Annotated in this window: 15 protein-coding genes; 3 read left to right on the top strand and 12 right to left on the bottom strand. The window is 58.1% G+C overall.

Going from position 1 to position 15,363, the window contains the following annotated elements:
- Positions 1-4: 4 nt before the first annotated feature.
- The 5 genes from CU103_RS17915 to CU103_RS17935 all read right to left on the bottom strand — a co-directional run bounded on the left by CU103_RS17915 (position 5) and on the right by CU103_RS17935 (position 4,525).
- The gene (locus CU103_RS17915; RefSeq protein ID WP_106665400.1) at positions 5-844 is read right to left on the bottom strand and encodes a TonB family protein; all 840 of its coding nucleotides are present in this window, start codon (positions 842-844) and stop codon (positions 5-7) included.
- Between the two features lie 62 nt (positions 845-906).
- Complete coding sequence (gene exbD / locus CU103_RS17920; RefSeq protein ID WP_106665401.1) at positions 907-1,365, bottom strand: TonB system transport protein ExbD; 459 nt, start codon at positions 1,363-1,365, stop codon at positions 907-909.
- A gap of 10 nt (positions 1,366-1,375) precedes the next feature.
- Positions 1,376-2,302 (bottom strand): tonB-system energizer ExbB, encoded by a 927-nt coding sequence (gene exbB, locus CU103_RS17925; RefSeq protein WP_425350613.1) that lies wholly within the window; start codon positions 2,300-2,302, stop codon positions 1,376-1,378.
- Positions 2,303-2,506: 204 nt separating this feature from the next.
- Entirely contained in the window at positions 2,507-3,706 is a 1,200-nt protein-coding gene (locus tag CU103_RS17930; protein WP_106665403.1) for an RHE_PE00001 family protein, read from the bottom strand.
- Positions 3,707-3,817: 111 nt separating this feature from the next.
- On the bottom strand, positions 3,818-4,525 hold the full coding sequence (locus CU103_RS17935; RefSeq protein WP_170117057.1) for a L,D-transpeptidase: 708 nt from the start codon (positions 4,523-4,525) through the stop codon (positions 3,818-3,820).
- A gap of 379 nt (positions 4,526-4,904) precedes the next feature.
- Between CU103_RS17935 and CU103_RS17940 the strand changes: the two genes are divergently transcribed.
- On the top strand, positions 4,905-5,348 hold the full coding sequence (locus CU103_RS17940) for a helix-turn-helix domain-containing protein (RefSeq protein WP_106665405.1): 444 nt from the start codon (positions 4,905-4,907) through the stop codon (positions 5,346-5,348).
- Positions 5,349-5,384: 36 nt separating this feature from the next.
- Here CU103_RS17940 and CU103_RS17945 read toward each other — a convergent pair whose 3' ends face one another.
- The 6 genes from CU103_RS17945 to CU103_RS17970 form a co-directional block, all read right to left on the bottom strand.
- Entirely contained in the window at positions 5,385-6,158 is a 774-nt protein-coding gene (locus CU103_RS17945) for a phosphodiesterase (RefSeq protein WP_106665406.1), read from the bottom strand.
- 21 nt (positions 6,159-6,179) lie between these two features.
- Positions 6,180-7,226: a LacI family DNA-binding transcriptional regulator gene (locus CU103_RS17950; RefSeq protein WP_106665407.1), complete on the bottom strand. Its 1,047-nt coding sequence runs from the start codon at positions 7,224-7,226 to the stop codon at positions 6,180-6,182.
- A gap of 4 nt (positions 7,227-7,230) precedes the next feature.
- Positions 7,231-8,043, bottom strand: a complete 813-nt coding sequence (locus tag CU103_RS17955; protein ID WP_106665408.1) for an ABC transporter permease — start codon at positions 8,041-8,043, stop codon at positions 7,231-7,233.
- Complete coding sequence (locus tag CU103_RS17960) at positions 8,040-8,861, bottom strand: ABC transporter permease (protein ID WP_106665409.1); 822 nt, start codon at positions 8,859-8,861, stop codon at positions 8,040-8,042. Before CU103_RS17960 ends, CU103_RS17955 begins: the two co-directional genes overlap by 4 nt.
- Positions 8,862-8,919: 58 nt before the next feature.
- Positions 8,920-10,053, bottom strand: a complete 1,134-nt coding sequence (locus CU103_RS17965; protein ID WP_106665410.1) for an ABC transporter substrate-binding protein — start codon at positions 10,051-10,053, stop codon at positions 8,920-8,922.
- Between the two features lie 74 nt (positions 10,054-10,127).
- Positions 10,128-11,231 carry an ABC transporter ATP-binding protein gene (locus CU103_RS17970; RefSeq protein ID WP_106665506.1) on the bottom strand — a complete coding sequence of 368 codons (1,104 nt, stop codon included), beginning with the start codon at positions 11,229-11,231 and terminating at the stop codon, positions 10,128-10,130.
- Between the two features lie 237 nt (positions 11,232-11,468).
- On the opposite strand from CU103_RS17970, the gene CU103_RS17975 reads away from it, so the two are divergent.
- Both CU103_RS17975 and CU103_RS17980 read left to right on the top strand, forming a co-directional pair.
- Positions 11,469-12,443 (top strand): ABC transporter substrate-binding protein, encoded by a 975-nt coding sequence (locus CU103_RS17975; protein ID WP_106665411.1) that lies wholly within the window; start codon positions 11,469-11,471, stop codon positions 12,441-12,443.
- A 6-nt stretch (positions 12,444-12,449) separates the two neighbouring features.
- Positions 12,450-14,201 (top strand): ABC transporter permease, encoded by a 1,752-nt coding sequence (locus CU103_RS17980; RefSeq protein ID WP_342588899.1) that lies wholly within the window; start codon positions 12,450-12,452, stop codon positions 14,199-14,201.
- On the opposite strand, the gene CU103_RS17985 is transcribed toward CU103_RS17980, so the two are convergent.
- A complete protein-coding gene (locus tag CU103_RS17985) occupies positions 14,202-15,236 on the bottom strand; it encodes an ABC transporter ATP-binding protein (protein ID WP_106665412.1) in 1,035 nt (344 codons plus the stop codon).
- Between the last annotated feature and the right edge of the window lie 127 nt (positions 15,237-15,363).

Below are 15,363 nucleotides of genomic sequence, written 5' to 3' on the forward strand. Positions count from 1 at the left end.
ACTCTTACCGGACCCGGATTGTCACATTAAAGCGTCTCTCGGCACTGGACAGACCCGAAGGGGGCATCGGAGTTGCGGGCGCACGGCTCACTGCTTGCCTCACGCTTTGATCTACCTCCTGATCCCCTGAAGCCGCGGCGAGGCCGACAGACACGATGTCGCCGCTTTCACTCACGACAACAACCAAACCGACCGATTTTCCCTTGCCTCGCACTCTTGCTCGCTGCGCGTAGCGAGCAATATGGGCTCGCACCCTGGAATTCCAATCCTCCTTTTCTCCGCGCGAAGTACTGGGAGAGGCTGCTGGCTGGCGTTTTGCCTCGCGCGGCGCTTCGTCCCTGACGGCAGCCTCCGTCGCCTTCATCGGCTTGCGGGCGGATTTCTCGACGATCCGCTTCTTGGAAATGTCAGGCCTGGTGGGTTGCGGGCGCACAACAGGCAGGGGCACCTCGACCTTCGGCAGCTCCACCAGTTTTTCCGCCTGCTCGTCCAAAGGTTCCGCTTCTTCCGGTTCGGGCGATACCGCTTCGGCCAGGTCCGGCTCGGGTTGGTCTGGCGTGATCTCCTCGAGGGGCTGAATTTGCGGCTCCGGCTCCGCTTGGACTTGCTCCAAAGGCTCAGGTGCTGCCGCCTCCTGTTGGACAGGTTCGGGGTTTACCGGCTCCGGTTCGACAGGCAGTTCTTGCCTTACGGGCTGTGCCGCGACCGGTGCCGGCAGCGGTTCCATGTCGATCATCACCGCTGCGGCAATATCGGAGGAGGGTTCATCAGGCTGAATATTCTGCAAGGACCAGGCCGCGCCCGCATGAATACACACTATGACAAGACCGGCAGCTGACCACAAACCAATCTCGCGCCAATCGGGGCAAAAGAACCCTCTCCTGGTCGTTGTTGGCTCTCCTTGCATTATTGCGCGCTTCCGCTTGGGGCAATCTGTTGGTTCGGCGCGCTTTCAAGCCCGACAAGAGCGACCTTGAGATAGCCGCTATCCCTCAGCGCGTTCATGAGATCCATCAAGGAACCGTAATCGACGGATTTGTCCGCACGCAAGAATATCCGCGTTTCCTTCTCGCTTTGCGTGCGTTGATCAAGGAAACGTCCGAGCGTTTCACGCGCAGCCGTATCGTCGCCAATAGCGATGGATTTATCTCCCTTAAGCGTCAGCCAGACGGGTTTTTCCGGCCGTGGTGCGGACTGCGCGGTCGAGGCGGGCAAATCAACGTTGATATCGACCGTGGCAAGCGGCGCTGCCACCATGAAAATGATGAGCAGAACCAGCATGACGTCGATAAACGGCGTCACATTGATCTCATGGTTTTCCTGCAGGTCGTCGTCCGACGCGTTGTGTCTGGTACCGCCAGCCATGACCGGGTTCCTACTCTGCCGCTGCGGCACGGGGATGTTGCGCTTTTGGCACCAGCGCAAAATCCACGTCACGACTGACCAGGCGCTCAACGCCTGCGGATGCGTCCGCAAGCAGCTGCCGGTAGCCGGTGATTGAGCGTGCGAAGACGTTGTAGATGACGACTGCCGGGATAGCGGCAACAAGACCGATCGCCGTTGCCAGCAAAGCTTCGGCAATACCTGGCGCAACGATTGCAAGATTTGTCGTCTGTGATTCCGAAATGCCGATAAAGGCATTCATGATGCCCCAGACCGTACCAAACAGACCGACGAAGGGTGCTGTGGAGCCGATGGTCGCAAGGACGCCTGTGCCGCGGCTCATACGGCGGCCCGCCTGTGCTTCGATGCGTGCCAATCGCGATGCCACCCGCTCTTTCAGCCCGTCCGCGCTGGCGTGTTCCTGCACATCGATCGACATGCGCACCTCTTCGCGGGCGGCGCTGACGAACAATGCGCCCGGCCCGCCCCGGCCTTCCAGTGCCCGCTCGGCATCGCGCAGCGTACGGGCATTGCCAATGGCGTTGAGCGCCCGGTAGGCGCGAACCCTCGCTCCGGCAAGCTCAAGCGTCTTTGCCAGCCAGACAGTCCAGGTGACGAGCGATGCGAAAGCAAGGCCGATCATGACCGCCTTAACCACCCAATCCGCCGCCATGAACATGCCCCATGGCGAAAGGTTGTGTGGAAGAGAACCCACAGCTTTCTGGTCGGGTTGCGCAGTTTCGGCGGGCACAGCCGACGGCACTGCTGGCGCCGTTGTTACTTCAGGTGTGGTTGCTGGCTGCGGCGCGACTTCCGACTGCGGTGCAGGTGTTGCGGGTTCTTGAGCATAAGCTGCCGGAGCCACAAAACAGGGAAGAACCAACGTACAACCCAATGCCCCTGCCCTCAGGCCCGCCATGAAACGATCGGCTCTCGCTTGCCCGTTTGATGTTGCTCGCATGGCTCCGCAATCCTTCAATACGTTCACCGCTAAGACCTGCAATTGGAGTGACTGGGCCGGGTTTCGGCAGCGCGGCGATATGTTCAGTTGAGAGCGGCTTAGTATTTATGAGTAAAACAATCAACTATTTTTTGAAACGAAATTTGCGTCTGACAGCCGGCTTCATACGATGCCCCAAGCGCGATAACGGCCCCTGCCTGTCATTTCGCGCACCCCAAGCTCGGCAATAAGATTGAGTGCACCACGCTGTGTCACCTTCAGCTCCTTGGCAATCAATGCGGTCGACACCATGGGTCTCGACAAAATGAGATCGATCATGCCCGGCAAGCTCGACGTGGAACGCCGATCCTTCAGTTTCCGCTCCATTTGCAGCCGCGCAAGGCTCAATCGCTCTATTTCCCTCAGGCTTGCCACACTCGACACTTGGACCGCCTCCAGAAATGCAATCAGCCGGGTGGTGCGATCGCGGGCCCGGCGGCGATCTCTAGGTATGGTGCGCAGGCCCGCGTTGAAAGCGGCGAGGTGTGATCTGGTCTTTCCGCGCTCCCGCAGCATCGCAGAAACCAGCATGGGGCCCAGCCAATGCTGATGTTGCAGCGGCTCGATATCCTCCCATGCATCCCACACGACCGCGGCGCCAAGGAGGGGCGGCAGATCGCGCGCCTGGTCATGAACCATGAACCATCGCTCCATGCGCTTGTCTTCGTTCCATTCGGGATCGTAGACAAGCGGGTCTCCGTCCGGAGTAACCTCGGCCGAAGCTACGGTCTTCTCTCCCCTGCCCTTCTTGAACGTTTCATCCTTGACCGAAGGCTGCGCCAGAAGCCGCGCCGACCGGTCAAGCAGGGCATCAAGCCGTGCCAATTCATCTTCGAACTCATTTTCGGCTTCGGATTTGTTCTCTTGCTCAATGGATGTTTCCAGCTCGATCGCCGGTGCGCTTTCCACTGCCACAATCAAGGCGTCCGTTGCCGCCCGTCCTCGAAGACTGGCAATCCCTTTCGCACTGAGCGCCCAGGCTGGCGCACCAGCAGCGATCTGGCGCCGGATGCGCAGGATCGCATGGGCTCTCGTCAATTCGTGGGTTGGCGTGCGGATATCCATGCGTGCATCATGGAGTACCAAATCTTCGACATGGACCAGTTCACCGGCAAGCCACAATGCATTGCACGCTTCCATGAAATGCGACCGGGCAATCCAGCCGTCGTTCTCGCGCAGCAATCCCTCACGCGAGCGGCGGCTGCCTTCGCCGAAATCGCCCTTGCGGCTCACCCGGTCATCGAGCCGCGCCAATGCATCCTCGGCCGCGACCAGAGGCCGGAGCAGATCACTGAGGGATATATTGCCAGAATCATAAACCATTCAAAACATGGTAAACGATTGGTGAAGCGGAAAACATAGTGGAGTTAACTTCCACTCGCCGGCGCCGATCCAGTGGACGCCTTCGAGTGACTTTGAGCCTATTGGATGCCGTTAGCCAACCACAACCGTGGCTTTTCCGGGCACGCGATTGTAAAGATCGATAATATCCTGATTGATGAGACGCACACATCCCGATGACATGGACTGACCTATCGACCACCACTCGGGCGATCCGTGGATGCGGTATCCGGTATCGGCACCATCCTTGAATATATAAAGCGCACGGGCGCCCAAAGGATTGTCAGGGCCGGGCTCCATTCCGTTCTCGTACTTCACCAGTTCCGGCTTGCGCTGAATCATTTCTCGTGGCGGCGTCCAGCGTGGCCATTCTTTCTTGTATTGGATATTGGCGCGGCCATTCCACAGGAATCCGGCCTTGCCAATCCCGACACCATAGCGAATGGCATCGCCGCCCGGCTGAACGAGATACAGATAGCGTTCCTGCAGGCGCACGACGATGGTCCCCGGCTGCTCGCCCGTGGGATCGACCACAATCTGCCGGCGGAATTGCGCCGGAATTTTTTGATAGGGAATTGCCGGCAAGGAATAAGGTCCTTCCTGGACAGCTGCGTACATCACGTCCGGAACGGTGACGGCTTTGTCAATACTGATCTGCGGACGAATACCGCTCGTCGGCATTGCATCGATGTTCATCTCCGGCAGATCGAAGGTGGTTTGGGTGCAACCAGATACGCCCAACACGGCCAATGAACCCGCGCCAAGCAAAAGGTGGCGGCGGGATATCGCGGGAGCCTGCAATCCGGGGGTGGCTGCCTGTTTACGCTGGGACAATTTTTTACTCGCTTACAACTGATGGCAATGCTTCAAACTGTATGGAAATGTGGTTTACAAAACGTGAAGCGGAACAGTCGCGCCTTAACGAATAAGCCTCGCTCGGTGCTGTTGACAGCTGTCAACAGCACATGATGGAGGGCGCGAGGCGCCCACCCGGCGTCGTGCGCACTCGCTGGAAGCGCAAGCGCACTGCCAGTTGACAGCTGTCAACCGCTCATACAGGAAATGTCCGAGTAGCTTTAAATCCAGGACGAATTATGCAATCGTGCGTTTTAGATTTAATCCTTTTCTACGTATGATTGTATTTCGAGTTTAGGATAACACGAGATCAGGGCTTTCTTCGATGGCAGATGACACGGCTAACAGCTTTTGGCCGAATACACCGGTGGTAAAGACGACAGAACTATTGGCTGAATGCACCGGTAAATCTGCGCGCGATCCACAAAAACAGTTGCTTTTGGCTGAAGAGTTCATCCGCAGCAATATCTACAATCCCGTGAGTATTGCAGATATTGCGACAGCCTCAGGAGTCAATATCCGCAGCTTGCAGCGGCTTTTCCGGAAACACCGTGGCATCACACCCGTTCGGGCCCTGTTGAACTTCCGTATTGCTGCCGCGCATGAAATTATTCTCAGCCGCAAGGCCCCGTCGGTCCGGGACCTTGCCGCCACATTTCACTTCTCCAATCCCGGCCGTTTCTCCAAGCTCTACCGCCAGACCTATTCCTGTACCCCTTCTGAAGAAATCCGCTCTTGGCGGAGCCGTGTGCCGACACGATCCGGGTAACACCCCTGCCGACCCGCCGGTTCTTCAGCCACCAGATCAGCGGTAGCTGGCCGTCTGATCCAGAAAATCGTGGAAGTGCGCAATGACGCTGCTGCGGTCGATAAATATCACCGCATAGGCCGGAGGCTCGTGCGTGACGGCAATCCTGTCTGGTGAGAAATCGAGCGCCGACTGATGATTGGTGCCGCGCAGCACACTGACGGGAATGCCTCGCCAACTGCCGGCAATCGGCCGATGTGCATGGCCAGCAAAGATGTGTCGAACGTTGCCGTGCTGTTTCAGGAGTTCATAGAGCGCATCCGCCTCGATAATGCCCATCCTGTCCAGGAGTGGCATGTGAATGGGAAAAGGCGGATGGTGAGCAAAGAGGAACACCGGGCGATCCATTGCCTCTTCAAGACGCTGCTGCAGCCAGTGCAAGCGCGCTTCGTCCAATCGGCCCTCTGGCCTGCCAGGAAGCAGCGTATCGAGCATGATCAATCGTCCCTCCCTGGTGTCTTCCACGCCGTGGACGAAGCCATCCTCTGATCGGATCCCGTCAAAGACGTCAAGGAATGCATTTCGATCGTCATGATTGCCAAGCATCAATCTGGCAGGCGGACCAAGCTTGAGCAGTTCGACAGCCAGGGCGCGATAGGTGGCTTTCTCGCCCGTCTCACTCAGATCACCGGTAAAAATCACCAGCTCAGCGTCCGAATGATTCCGATTGATGTCGGCGATGCACGCCTGAAGCCGCGCTAAAGGATCAAGACCGCACAAGATCTGACCCGGCGTTACGAGATGCAGATCAGTCACCTGGATAATTTTCATGGTTTGTCTCGACAAGAATGGTCAGGGGTGCAATGCCGCGGGGACGCGTGTGCTGGCACGCTGAATAAGGCGCGTGCTCAAGCGTTCGTGTACGGGCGGGTGATCTGGATCTGCCTCGCGGCGATCAAGCAAAGCCACGGCATGGGCGGCCATGACGGAAGCATCCTGCTTGAATGTCGTCAGATTATAGGCATCCCAGGCAGCTTCAGGGATGTCGTCAAATCCGATGACGGAAAGGTCGTCAGGGATCGACATCCTGGTATGCCGCCGGGCATAATCGATCAAACCGAAGGCCACCAGATCATTCACACAGAACACAGCATCCGGCCTGGTCTCGCTTGAAAGCAGCTGTTGAGCCGCTTCCTGGCCGCCAGCATAATTTGAATTGCTGCCGTTGCCGATCATCACGGCGGCGCCATGCAGCTCTGCCTCCTGGCGGAAACCATATTCGCGCTCGACTGTTGTCGGTGTGCGCGACAGCGCCCCTGCGAAAGCAAGTCTCCTGTGCCCGCCGGCCAGGAAAAACCGGGCCGCCTCGCGGCCTGCACCTTCATTGTCAATGTTGACGTCATCGGCACCGGTTTCCGAACGCCCAAGCACGATCAATGGCTGTCCATTGCGGCGGGCGAGATCGACAAAGGACGAGGGCGGCGAACCGGACAGAATGATCGTCGCTTCGGCTCGATAGCCAAACAACGTTTTCTGTGCTGCGACGAGTTCCTCCTCCGTGCGTCCGGTATTGATGACGATGGGGACACTGCCGCGATGGATGAGCGCCTTGGTGAGGGCTGCGACGAGGTGGGACCGGTAACCGAGCTCGGGATTGGTAACCACAAGCCCGACAAGCCGGCTCTTGCGTGCAAGGAGGCCGCGTGCCAGGTCGTTAACCTGATAACCCAGCGCTTCGGCGGCTTCGAGGATTTTCACGCGCTTCTTGGCCGAGACACTCGCGCCGGGCGTGAAGGCCCGCGAGACCGCCGAACGCGACACGCCCGCATGTTTTGCCACCTGCAGCGCGCTGACATATTGTTTGTCGTCCCTCGACGATTTCTTACCCTTGGAACTCATTTGTCTAATGCCCAACCTTGGAAAGCACATCCGCGCGCAAGAATCGCTCTACAACCAGCATGAAGCCTATCGAGGGAACGAGCAACAACAGAGCGGTGATCGAAGCGATCTGATAATTGCCTCCCGACCCCGCCGTGTAGAGCAGCAATGGCAGCGTGTTCACATCCGGCGCACCGACAAAATAACTGCCAGTGAATTCATCGAGCGATTCGAGAAAGACGAAAATGGCGCTCGCCATCAGGCCGGGTGCGGCAAGGGGGAGCGTCACATCGCGAAAGGCACGGAACGGACCCGCACCAATGGAACGAGCCGCTTCCTCAAGGTCGATGTCGACGGCGGAGAACGCCGCAGTCGCGATCCACACAGCATAAACAAGTCCGTGCGTGACATGCACCATCACCACGCCGGCAATCGTTCCGTTAAGTCCGATCTGGTAGAAAAACCGGGCAATATTCACATAGACCGGAAGGTTGGGAAACGCCTGCGGGATCAGAAATGCCAGCAGGATCAGTCCTCTGAACGGCAACTTCAATCGCGACAGCGCATAGCCCGCCGGAATTGCCAGTGCCAGCGAGGCAATGACAGTCAGCGCCGCGATCACAATACTCGTCATGAGCGATTCCATGGCATTGCCGCGCGGCGAAAATACCCGCTGCCAGAAACTGAAGCCATATTCCAGCGGCAGCATGTGCGGGAAGTACCATTTCTCCGCCACCGTCCATAGAACGAGATTCGTCAGCGGGCCAAAAATGACGAATGCGAGAAGACCAAGGACGAATGCGCGTGGGAGCCACCAAAAATCGACGCGAGCCATCATGCGCGCTCCTTCATCGATTGCCGCAGATAGATCAGCGCGACGCCGGCTGTGAGCAACAACGAAATCAGACCCAGCGCATTGGCCACGCCATAGTCACCATGCGCGTTGATGCGGAAGGCGATATCGGCCGTGAGCATCGTCGGCGATTGCGCGTTGATCATCAACGGGACGGAAAGGACGGACATCATTGTGACGAAGGACAGTATCAACCCCACCAGCAAAGTCGGGGCGACCTGTGGCAGCACAATTTCAATCAGGATGCGCAATCGTGAAGCACCGAGATTGCGGGCAGCTTCAATGGTGCTGCGATCAAGCGAGGCCATGGCCCCGGCAAGGAGAAGGGTGACAAAGGGCGTCTGCTTCCAGACGAAGGCGATGACGATTCCGCGCCAGTCGAGAAAACCCACCGTCTGCAGCGGGGTCAATATGCCAAGACTGACGAGGACATTGTTCATCAGGCCATTCTTGGCCAGGAACGTTCGCAGGACCTGGCCGACGACAATGAAGGGAATGAACATGGGCCAGCGATAGAGCCAGCGCAGCAGTGCAACGGCGCGCGGGTTTTCACCAAGCGTCAGATAGCCACCGATCGCGATTGAAAAAAACCCGATTAGCAGTGTTGAAACCGCGACAATGACGACGGTGAAAATCATGTCGCTGGAATAAAGCTCAAATGATTTACTGAAATTGCCTAAGCCGAAGGTTTCGCCAACCTCGAATGCACCAACAATGGAAGCGAAAAGCGGCACGATGAAAAACAGCACGATCATGACCAGTGCCGGCAGGACCAGGAGAAGAGCAAGAAGGCGTTTCGGCATCGAGATATCCGGGAAAGGGAAGGGGATCGCCGATCGGCAATCCCCGAATTCATAAAACTTAGTTGGCTACATTCTTTTCGTAAGCTTCGAGAATGGCCGAGTTATAGGGTGCAATCGGGAATGGCTTGCCCTTGGTGGCCAGATCGTCTGGCGATATATCCACGAACAGCTTGTCCCAGCTCGCCTTGTCGAGTTCCGGCTGAACATATTTGGCGTCGATGCCCGGATACCAGTTGAAGCGCTTGACGATGCCTTCTGCCTGAATCTTGGGGCTGGTGGCGAGAGCCACGAATTTCTCGGCCAGTTCCGTGTTCGGGCTCTTGGCCGGAATGACGTAGTGCATGGGCTGGCCCGGCATGCCTGGTGCTGGCAGGAACAGCTTCATCTCCGGCGGCAGCTTGCCGTCGGCCTGCCAGGAATAGAACATGTCAACCCAGACCGGTCCCATGGCAATCTCGCCGCGGCTCAGCATATCCAGTGTCCCGGCATTTCCCGGGGTGAGGGTGGCATTGGTAGTGAAATCCTTCAGGCCCGCAAAGGCCTTGTCCCACTTCTTTGTCTCGGCTTCCTCGAACGGTCCGTTCATCAGCTTGGCATCGCCCTCGCCAAAGGCATAGATCCAGCCCATGACGAAGCTGACGCCGGAAGCGCCGCCCTTGATGCCGTTATAGCCGAACTGCTTGGGGTTCTGCTTGGCCCAGGCAACGAGTTCTTCGTAACTCTTGGGCGGATTGGGGATCAGCGCGGGATTATAGGCGATGGCGGTCTGGCTGGCGAACATCGGCATGACATAGCCATCGACATTGGCACCGAGCGCCATTTTGGCTTTCTCGCTGGTGACCATTTCGCCGGAAGGAATCTTGGCGCGGTAGGATTCAAGATAGCCTTGCTTGACCAAGGGGCCTGCGAATTTTTCGTGGACGACGGCAACATCCGCATCCCATTTATCCACATTGGCCTTTGCCTGCGCGTCGAAACGCTCGACGATTTTCTGTGACCCGGCGTCACCGGGTCCCGTTCCAACCACGCGCACTTTCGTGCCCGGATTTTCCTTCTCGAAAATCGGCCCGAGGTAGTCGTTGACGTAATCGACCATGTTCTGGTCGCCGGCCGTCAAAACCGTAAGATCGGCGGCACCAGCGGGTGCTGCCGCCAGAGAGAGGAAAAGGGAAACCTGTAGAAGCTTTTTCATTGTGAACTCCCTGAGCAAACATGGTTAAGTGGCACTCTTGTGGATGGCAGCCTGTTCATGGACTGCCAAATTTCTCAAAACGTATGCGGGCCCGCCGGGCCTTCCGGCGTATTGAAGATGAACAGCGATTGCGCGGGAATACGCACTTTGACGGTCGCTCCCTGATCAAAGGGGGTATCGGCGTCGACAAGGATCTCATCCTTGCCGAGACGCACTGCATGGCGCCAATGCCCGCCAGGATAGCTGACACTCGCCACCTGTCCGCGCAATTCCAGCGCGCCCGGTTCGAGGGCTGCACCATCACCATTGCCTGTGAGGCTTGCTGCCTCCGCACGGAACCGCAGTTCAACTGGGCCCGTAGCCAACCTTCGTCCGGCACGGGCCGTCACCGTGGCAGCATTGAACGCGCCTTCCTGCAATTCGATCTGTTCGCCCTTAACGCTCACCTGCATGGACAAAACGTTCTCGGCCCCCATGAAGGCAGCGACGAAAGGGGTGGCGGGCTTGTTGTAAACCTCTTCCGGCGATCCTTGCTGCTCGATCCTTCCCGCATTCATGATGACGATACGGTCCGCCATCACCATGGCTTCCTCACGGTCATGGGTGACATGGATCGCCGTGATGCCAAGACGCTTTTGCAGCGAACGGATTTCATGGCGCACCGTCAGCCTTATACGTGCGTCAAGATTGGACAGCGGCTCGTCGAGCAGAAGAATCTCCGGATCCACCGCCAGCGCGCGGCCGAGTGCTACCCGCTGCCGTTGGCCACCGGAAAGCTGTCCCGGCTTGCGATTGCCGAGACCGGAAAGGCCGAGCAGGTTCTGCATTTCTGAAACACGGGCGTCGATATCGCCGCGGGAGTGTTTCTGCAATTTCAGGCCGTAGCCGATATTCTGAGCGACGGTCATATGCGGCCACAACGCATAGGACTGAAAGACCAGCGCCATGCCGCGTTTGTCCGGTGGCATCTGGGTGACATCGCGATCAGCAACCTGGATGGAACCTGCAAAGGGCTTGGCAAAGCCAGCAATCGTGCGCAGCAATGTCGTCTTGCCGCAGCCGGACGAGCCGAGAAGAGCGACGAATTCTCCCTTTTCAATACCAAGGTCAAGTTTGTCGAGGACCGTCGTTGTGCCATAGCCGACGCTCATCTTCTCCACCTTGAGGAAAGCCCGCATATCCATGTTTCATCCCCGATTGCACAGCTGCGCAATTTTTTCTTTGTAATGTCTGTTTATAACAGCGGCGTGACAAGTGAAAAATTTTCATCGGAGCGTGCACCAGCCGTCCAGGCTCGACAGGATCATAGTTTTTTACGAATGTCATAGAACCGTTATCCGGCTTGTATAGAGGTGGCCGATCATTATGAACCTGCACTCGTCCGTAGCGGGTTCCATCATCCACAAGGGGTTATCATGCGCCAACTTCTCGCTGCCACCATCTTCTTGGCCGCAGGCCTGCACCCGGCATTTGCGGCCGAAGGCACGCTTTTCCTATATACAAGCCAACCCAATACCGATGCTCAGCAGACCGCCGATGCTTTCATGGCCAAGAACCCGGGCATCAAGGTCGAATGGGTGCGCGACGGTACCCCCAAGATCATGGCGAAGCTGCGCGCCGAAATCGAAGCAGGCAATCCCCAGCCAGACGTCCTGTTGATCTCGGATGTCGTCACAATGGAAGGGTTGAAGAAGGAAGGGCGCCTGCTTCCATTCAAGGACGCCGATACCAAAGGCATCGACCCGGCTCTGATTGACAAGGACGGAACCTATTTTTCCACCAAGCTGATCACCACAGGTATTGTCTATAACGCCAAGGCTCCATTCGTTCCGACAAGCTGGAGCGATCTGACGAAGCCGGAAGCCAAGAACCTTGTCAGCATGCCGAGCCCGCTCAGTTCCGGCGCGGCGATGATCCACACCGTGACGCTGACCGGCAATCTTTCGCAAGGTTGGGATTATTATGCTGAACTCGCCAAGAACGGTGCTCAGCCAGCCGGAGGCAATGGCGATGTATTGAAGGCTGTCAGCGGCGGCGACAAGCTCTATGGCATGATCGTCGACTACATGCCGATCCGCGAAAAGGCCAAGGGCGCACCGGTCGAGTTCGTCTTCCCGAAAGAGGGCGTTTCTGCCGTCACCGAGCCGGTTGCCATTCTCTCGAGCGCAAAGAACCCGCAAGCGGCAAAAGCATTCGTCAATTTCCTCCTATCGGAGGAAGGTCAGAAAGTCGCCGTGAAGCAGGGCTATATTCCGGCGCGCGCCGATGCCGGCCTGCCGGCCGGCTATCCGGACCGTTCATCGATCAAGGTCCTGACCTACGACGCCGCCGCCGCATTGGCCAATGATACGGCCAACAAGGAAAAATTCAGCGAAGTCATGGGGCAGTAGGCATCCTTGACTGTCACCCAATCCATAAGCGACCACAAAGGGCCCGCATCCATCGATGCGGGCCTGCTGGCAAAGATCTGGCAAAAACTCTCGCGCAACGTCCAGCTCTCGAGCCTTGTCATTCTCGCCATCATTTTCCTGTTGAGCTTGCTCCCGGTCCTGCGCCTGTTGCTCACAGCGATTGCACCCGGCGGAGAAATCGACCTTGCAGCCCTTGGCAGCCGTCTCACGGGCCCCTCGGCCGTCCGTGCCACGTTGAATACACTGGACACTGCCTTTTTCGGCGCCTTGCTGGCGCTGGTAATCGGCGCGCCCTTCTCGGTCGCCGTTGCAATGACCGATCTGCCCGGACGCCGGACGCTGGGCTTTATGCTTCTGCTGCCGCTCATGATCGCGCCTCAGGTCATGGCGCTCTCCTGGCTGCATCTGTTTGGGCCATCCAGCACGCTATTGGGTGCCTTTGGCCTTGCGCCAACACCCGGTACGGCCAATCCACTGCTCGGGCGCGATGGCATCATCCTTCTTTATGCCATCCAGCATGCGCCCATTGTTTTCGTCACGCTGCGCGCAGGGCTTTCCCGGGTACCGCGAGATCTGGTGGAGGCGGCGCGCTCATCCGGTTCATCACCGCGCCTCGCGCTGCTGACGATCGTTCTGCCAATGGTCCGCCCCTACCTCGTCGCCGCCACTGCCCTGGCATTTGTTTCCGGCGTGGGCAATTTCGGTATTCCTGCGCTTCTCGGCATGCCGGTCAACTATCTGACGCTGACCACACTGATCTATCAACGGATCGCCAGTTTCGGTCCGAGCGTCCTGCCGCAGGTAGCGGCACTTTCGGTTTTGATCGCCATGCTTGCTCTGCTTGGTATAACGCTGCAAGCATTGGCGATGCGGCGCACGGGTCATCGTTTCACCGCAGGCATGCCCGCGCGCTTTGCCCTTGGGCGCTGGCGGCTGCCACTCGCATTGCTTGGCTGGCTGGCCATCCTGTTCATGCTGATCCTGCCAGCTTTGGCATTGGTAACCACGGCGCTCATTCCATCTTTCGGCGTGCCGCTCACCTGGTCAACGGTGACATTCTCCAATTTCGAGGAAGTTCTCTTCCGTCAGGCCTCGACCAGCCGTGCCTTGCGCAATTCGGCCATGCTCGCAGGAAGTGCTGCACTGATCCTCGCCTTTGGTACTATTCCCCTGGCAATCGGCATCGAGCGGTTCTCACGCCTGTCGCAACGGGTGCTGCACGGTGTCATCGAACTGCCTTACGCATTGCCGGGCATCGTTCTCGCCATCGCCTGCATTCTTCTGTTCCTGCGGCCGTTGCCCCTATTGGGTAGCCTTTACGGCACGGCTTGGATCATCCTCGCTGCCTACCTCATGCGTTTCTTTGCACTGGCAATGAAGCCTGTCGCCACCGCCGTTGGACAAATTTCCCGTGACCTTGATGAAGCGGCGGCCGTCTCAGGCGCTCGCCCCTTGCGCCGTATGCTGACGATCACTGCGCCGCTGGCCGCACCAGCAGCTGTTGCAGGCGCGCTGCTTGTCTTCATGAGTGCCTTCAATGAACTGACCGTCTCGGCACTGCTATGGTCCAGCGGCAATGAGACGCTCGGCGTCGTGCTGTTCAGCCTGGAGGAGGCCGGTCTCGGCACCCAGGCGGCGGCAATAGCCGTCACCACGATTATTGTCGTGACCCTGCTGCTGTTCCTTCTCGACCGGCTTGGAAAAAAGCTGCCCGCAGGCGTTTTGCCCTGGCGCTAGTTATGGAATGATCCAGGCGTCGCTGACGGCAACGCGCACTTTTTCGCCAATCGCGACCGCCGTGGAGCAATCGAGAGTCAAGCGTTCCCCATTGATAAGTTCCAACTGCGTTTCGTGCACTGGGCCTCGATAGGTCGTTTCCTTCACAATCGCAGCAAGGCCTTCATCGGAAAGGATAATCGCTTCCGGTCTCAGCAAAACCTGCACCCGGTCAGCGCCGTGGGCTTGACCGCGCGCTTTCACCCAATGGCCGTCAATGTCGAGAACGGTCGACGACCCATTGCGCTGCATGACCGTTGCGGACACAACCGCACCGCGCCCGATGAACCCGGCAACGGCCTGGTCCGATGGAGAATGATAGACTTCGGCAGGGGAGGCGACCTGCAGTATGTTTCCCGCATTCATCACAGCGATGCGGTCGGAGAGTGCCAATGCCTCCGACTGATCGTGCGTGACATAAACGATCGTCGCGCGCGTGCGGCGATGAATATCACGGAATGCTTCGACCATGGAGGCCCTCAGGTGCATATCGAGATTGGCAAGCGGCTCGTCGAAGAGAATGATCCTGGCATCCGCCACCAGGCAACGGGCGAGAGCGACGCGCTGGCGCTGGCCGCCGGACAGTTCCTCAATCCGCCGCTTGGCGTAGCCGGTAAGACCCACACTCTCAAGCACGGCATCGACGCGGCCGGCAATTTCAGTGCGGGCAACTTTGCGTGTCTTTAGCGGGTAGGCGACGTTTTCGGCCACATCCATATGAGGCCACAACGCATAGGACTGGAACACCACGCCGACACCCCGCTCTTCCGGCAATTTTTGCTGCCGGGCATCGGCAATCACCTCATCCCCAAATGCAATCTGCCCGGCATCCGGCGCTTCAAAGCCGGCCAGCACGCGCAGCAACGTCGTCTTACCGCAACCGGAGGGACCGAGGAGCGAGGTAAACGAGCCGGTTGGAAAACTGAGCGAGACATCGTTAAGCGCGACGATTCCGCCGAAGCGTTTCGTCAGGTTCTGGACAGAAATTTCGGTCATGCGCTGCTTTTCAATTTTGTCTGAAACATCACCCCGCCTATGGCCCGAAGCTGTAACAAATGTGTGACGAGCATTTGATGTCGATACGCTATCCGGCGAAAAACCCAATCGGCGCCTATACCTGGCA

Source organism: Phyllobacterium sophorae, from assembly GCF_003010965.1.
GTDB classification, from domain to species: Bacteria; Pseudomonadota; Alphaproteobacteria; order Rhizobiales; family Rhizobiaceae; genus Phyllobacterium; species Phyllobacterium sophorae.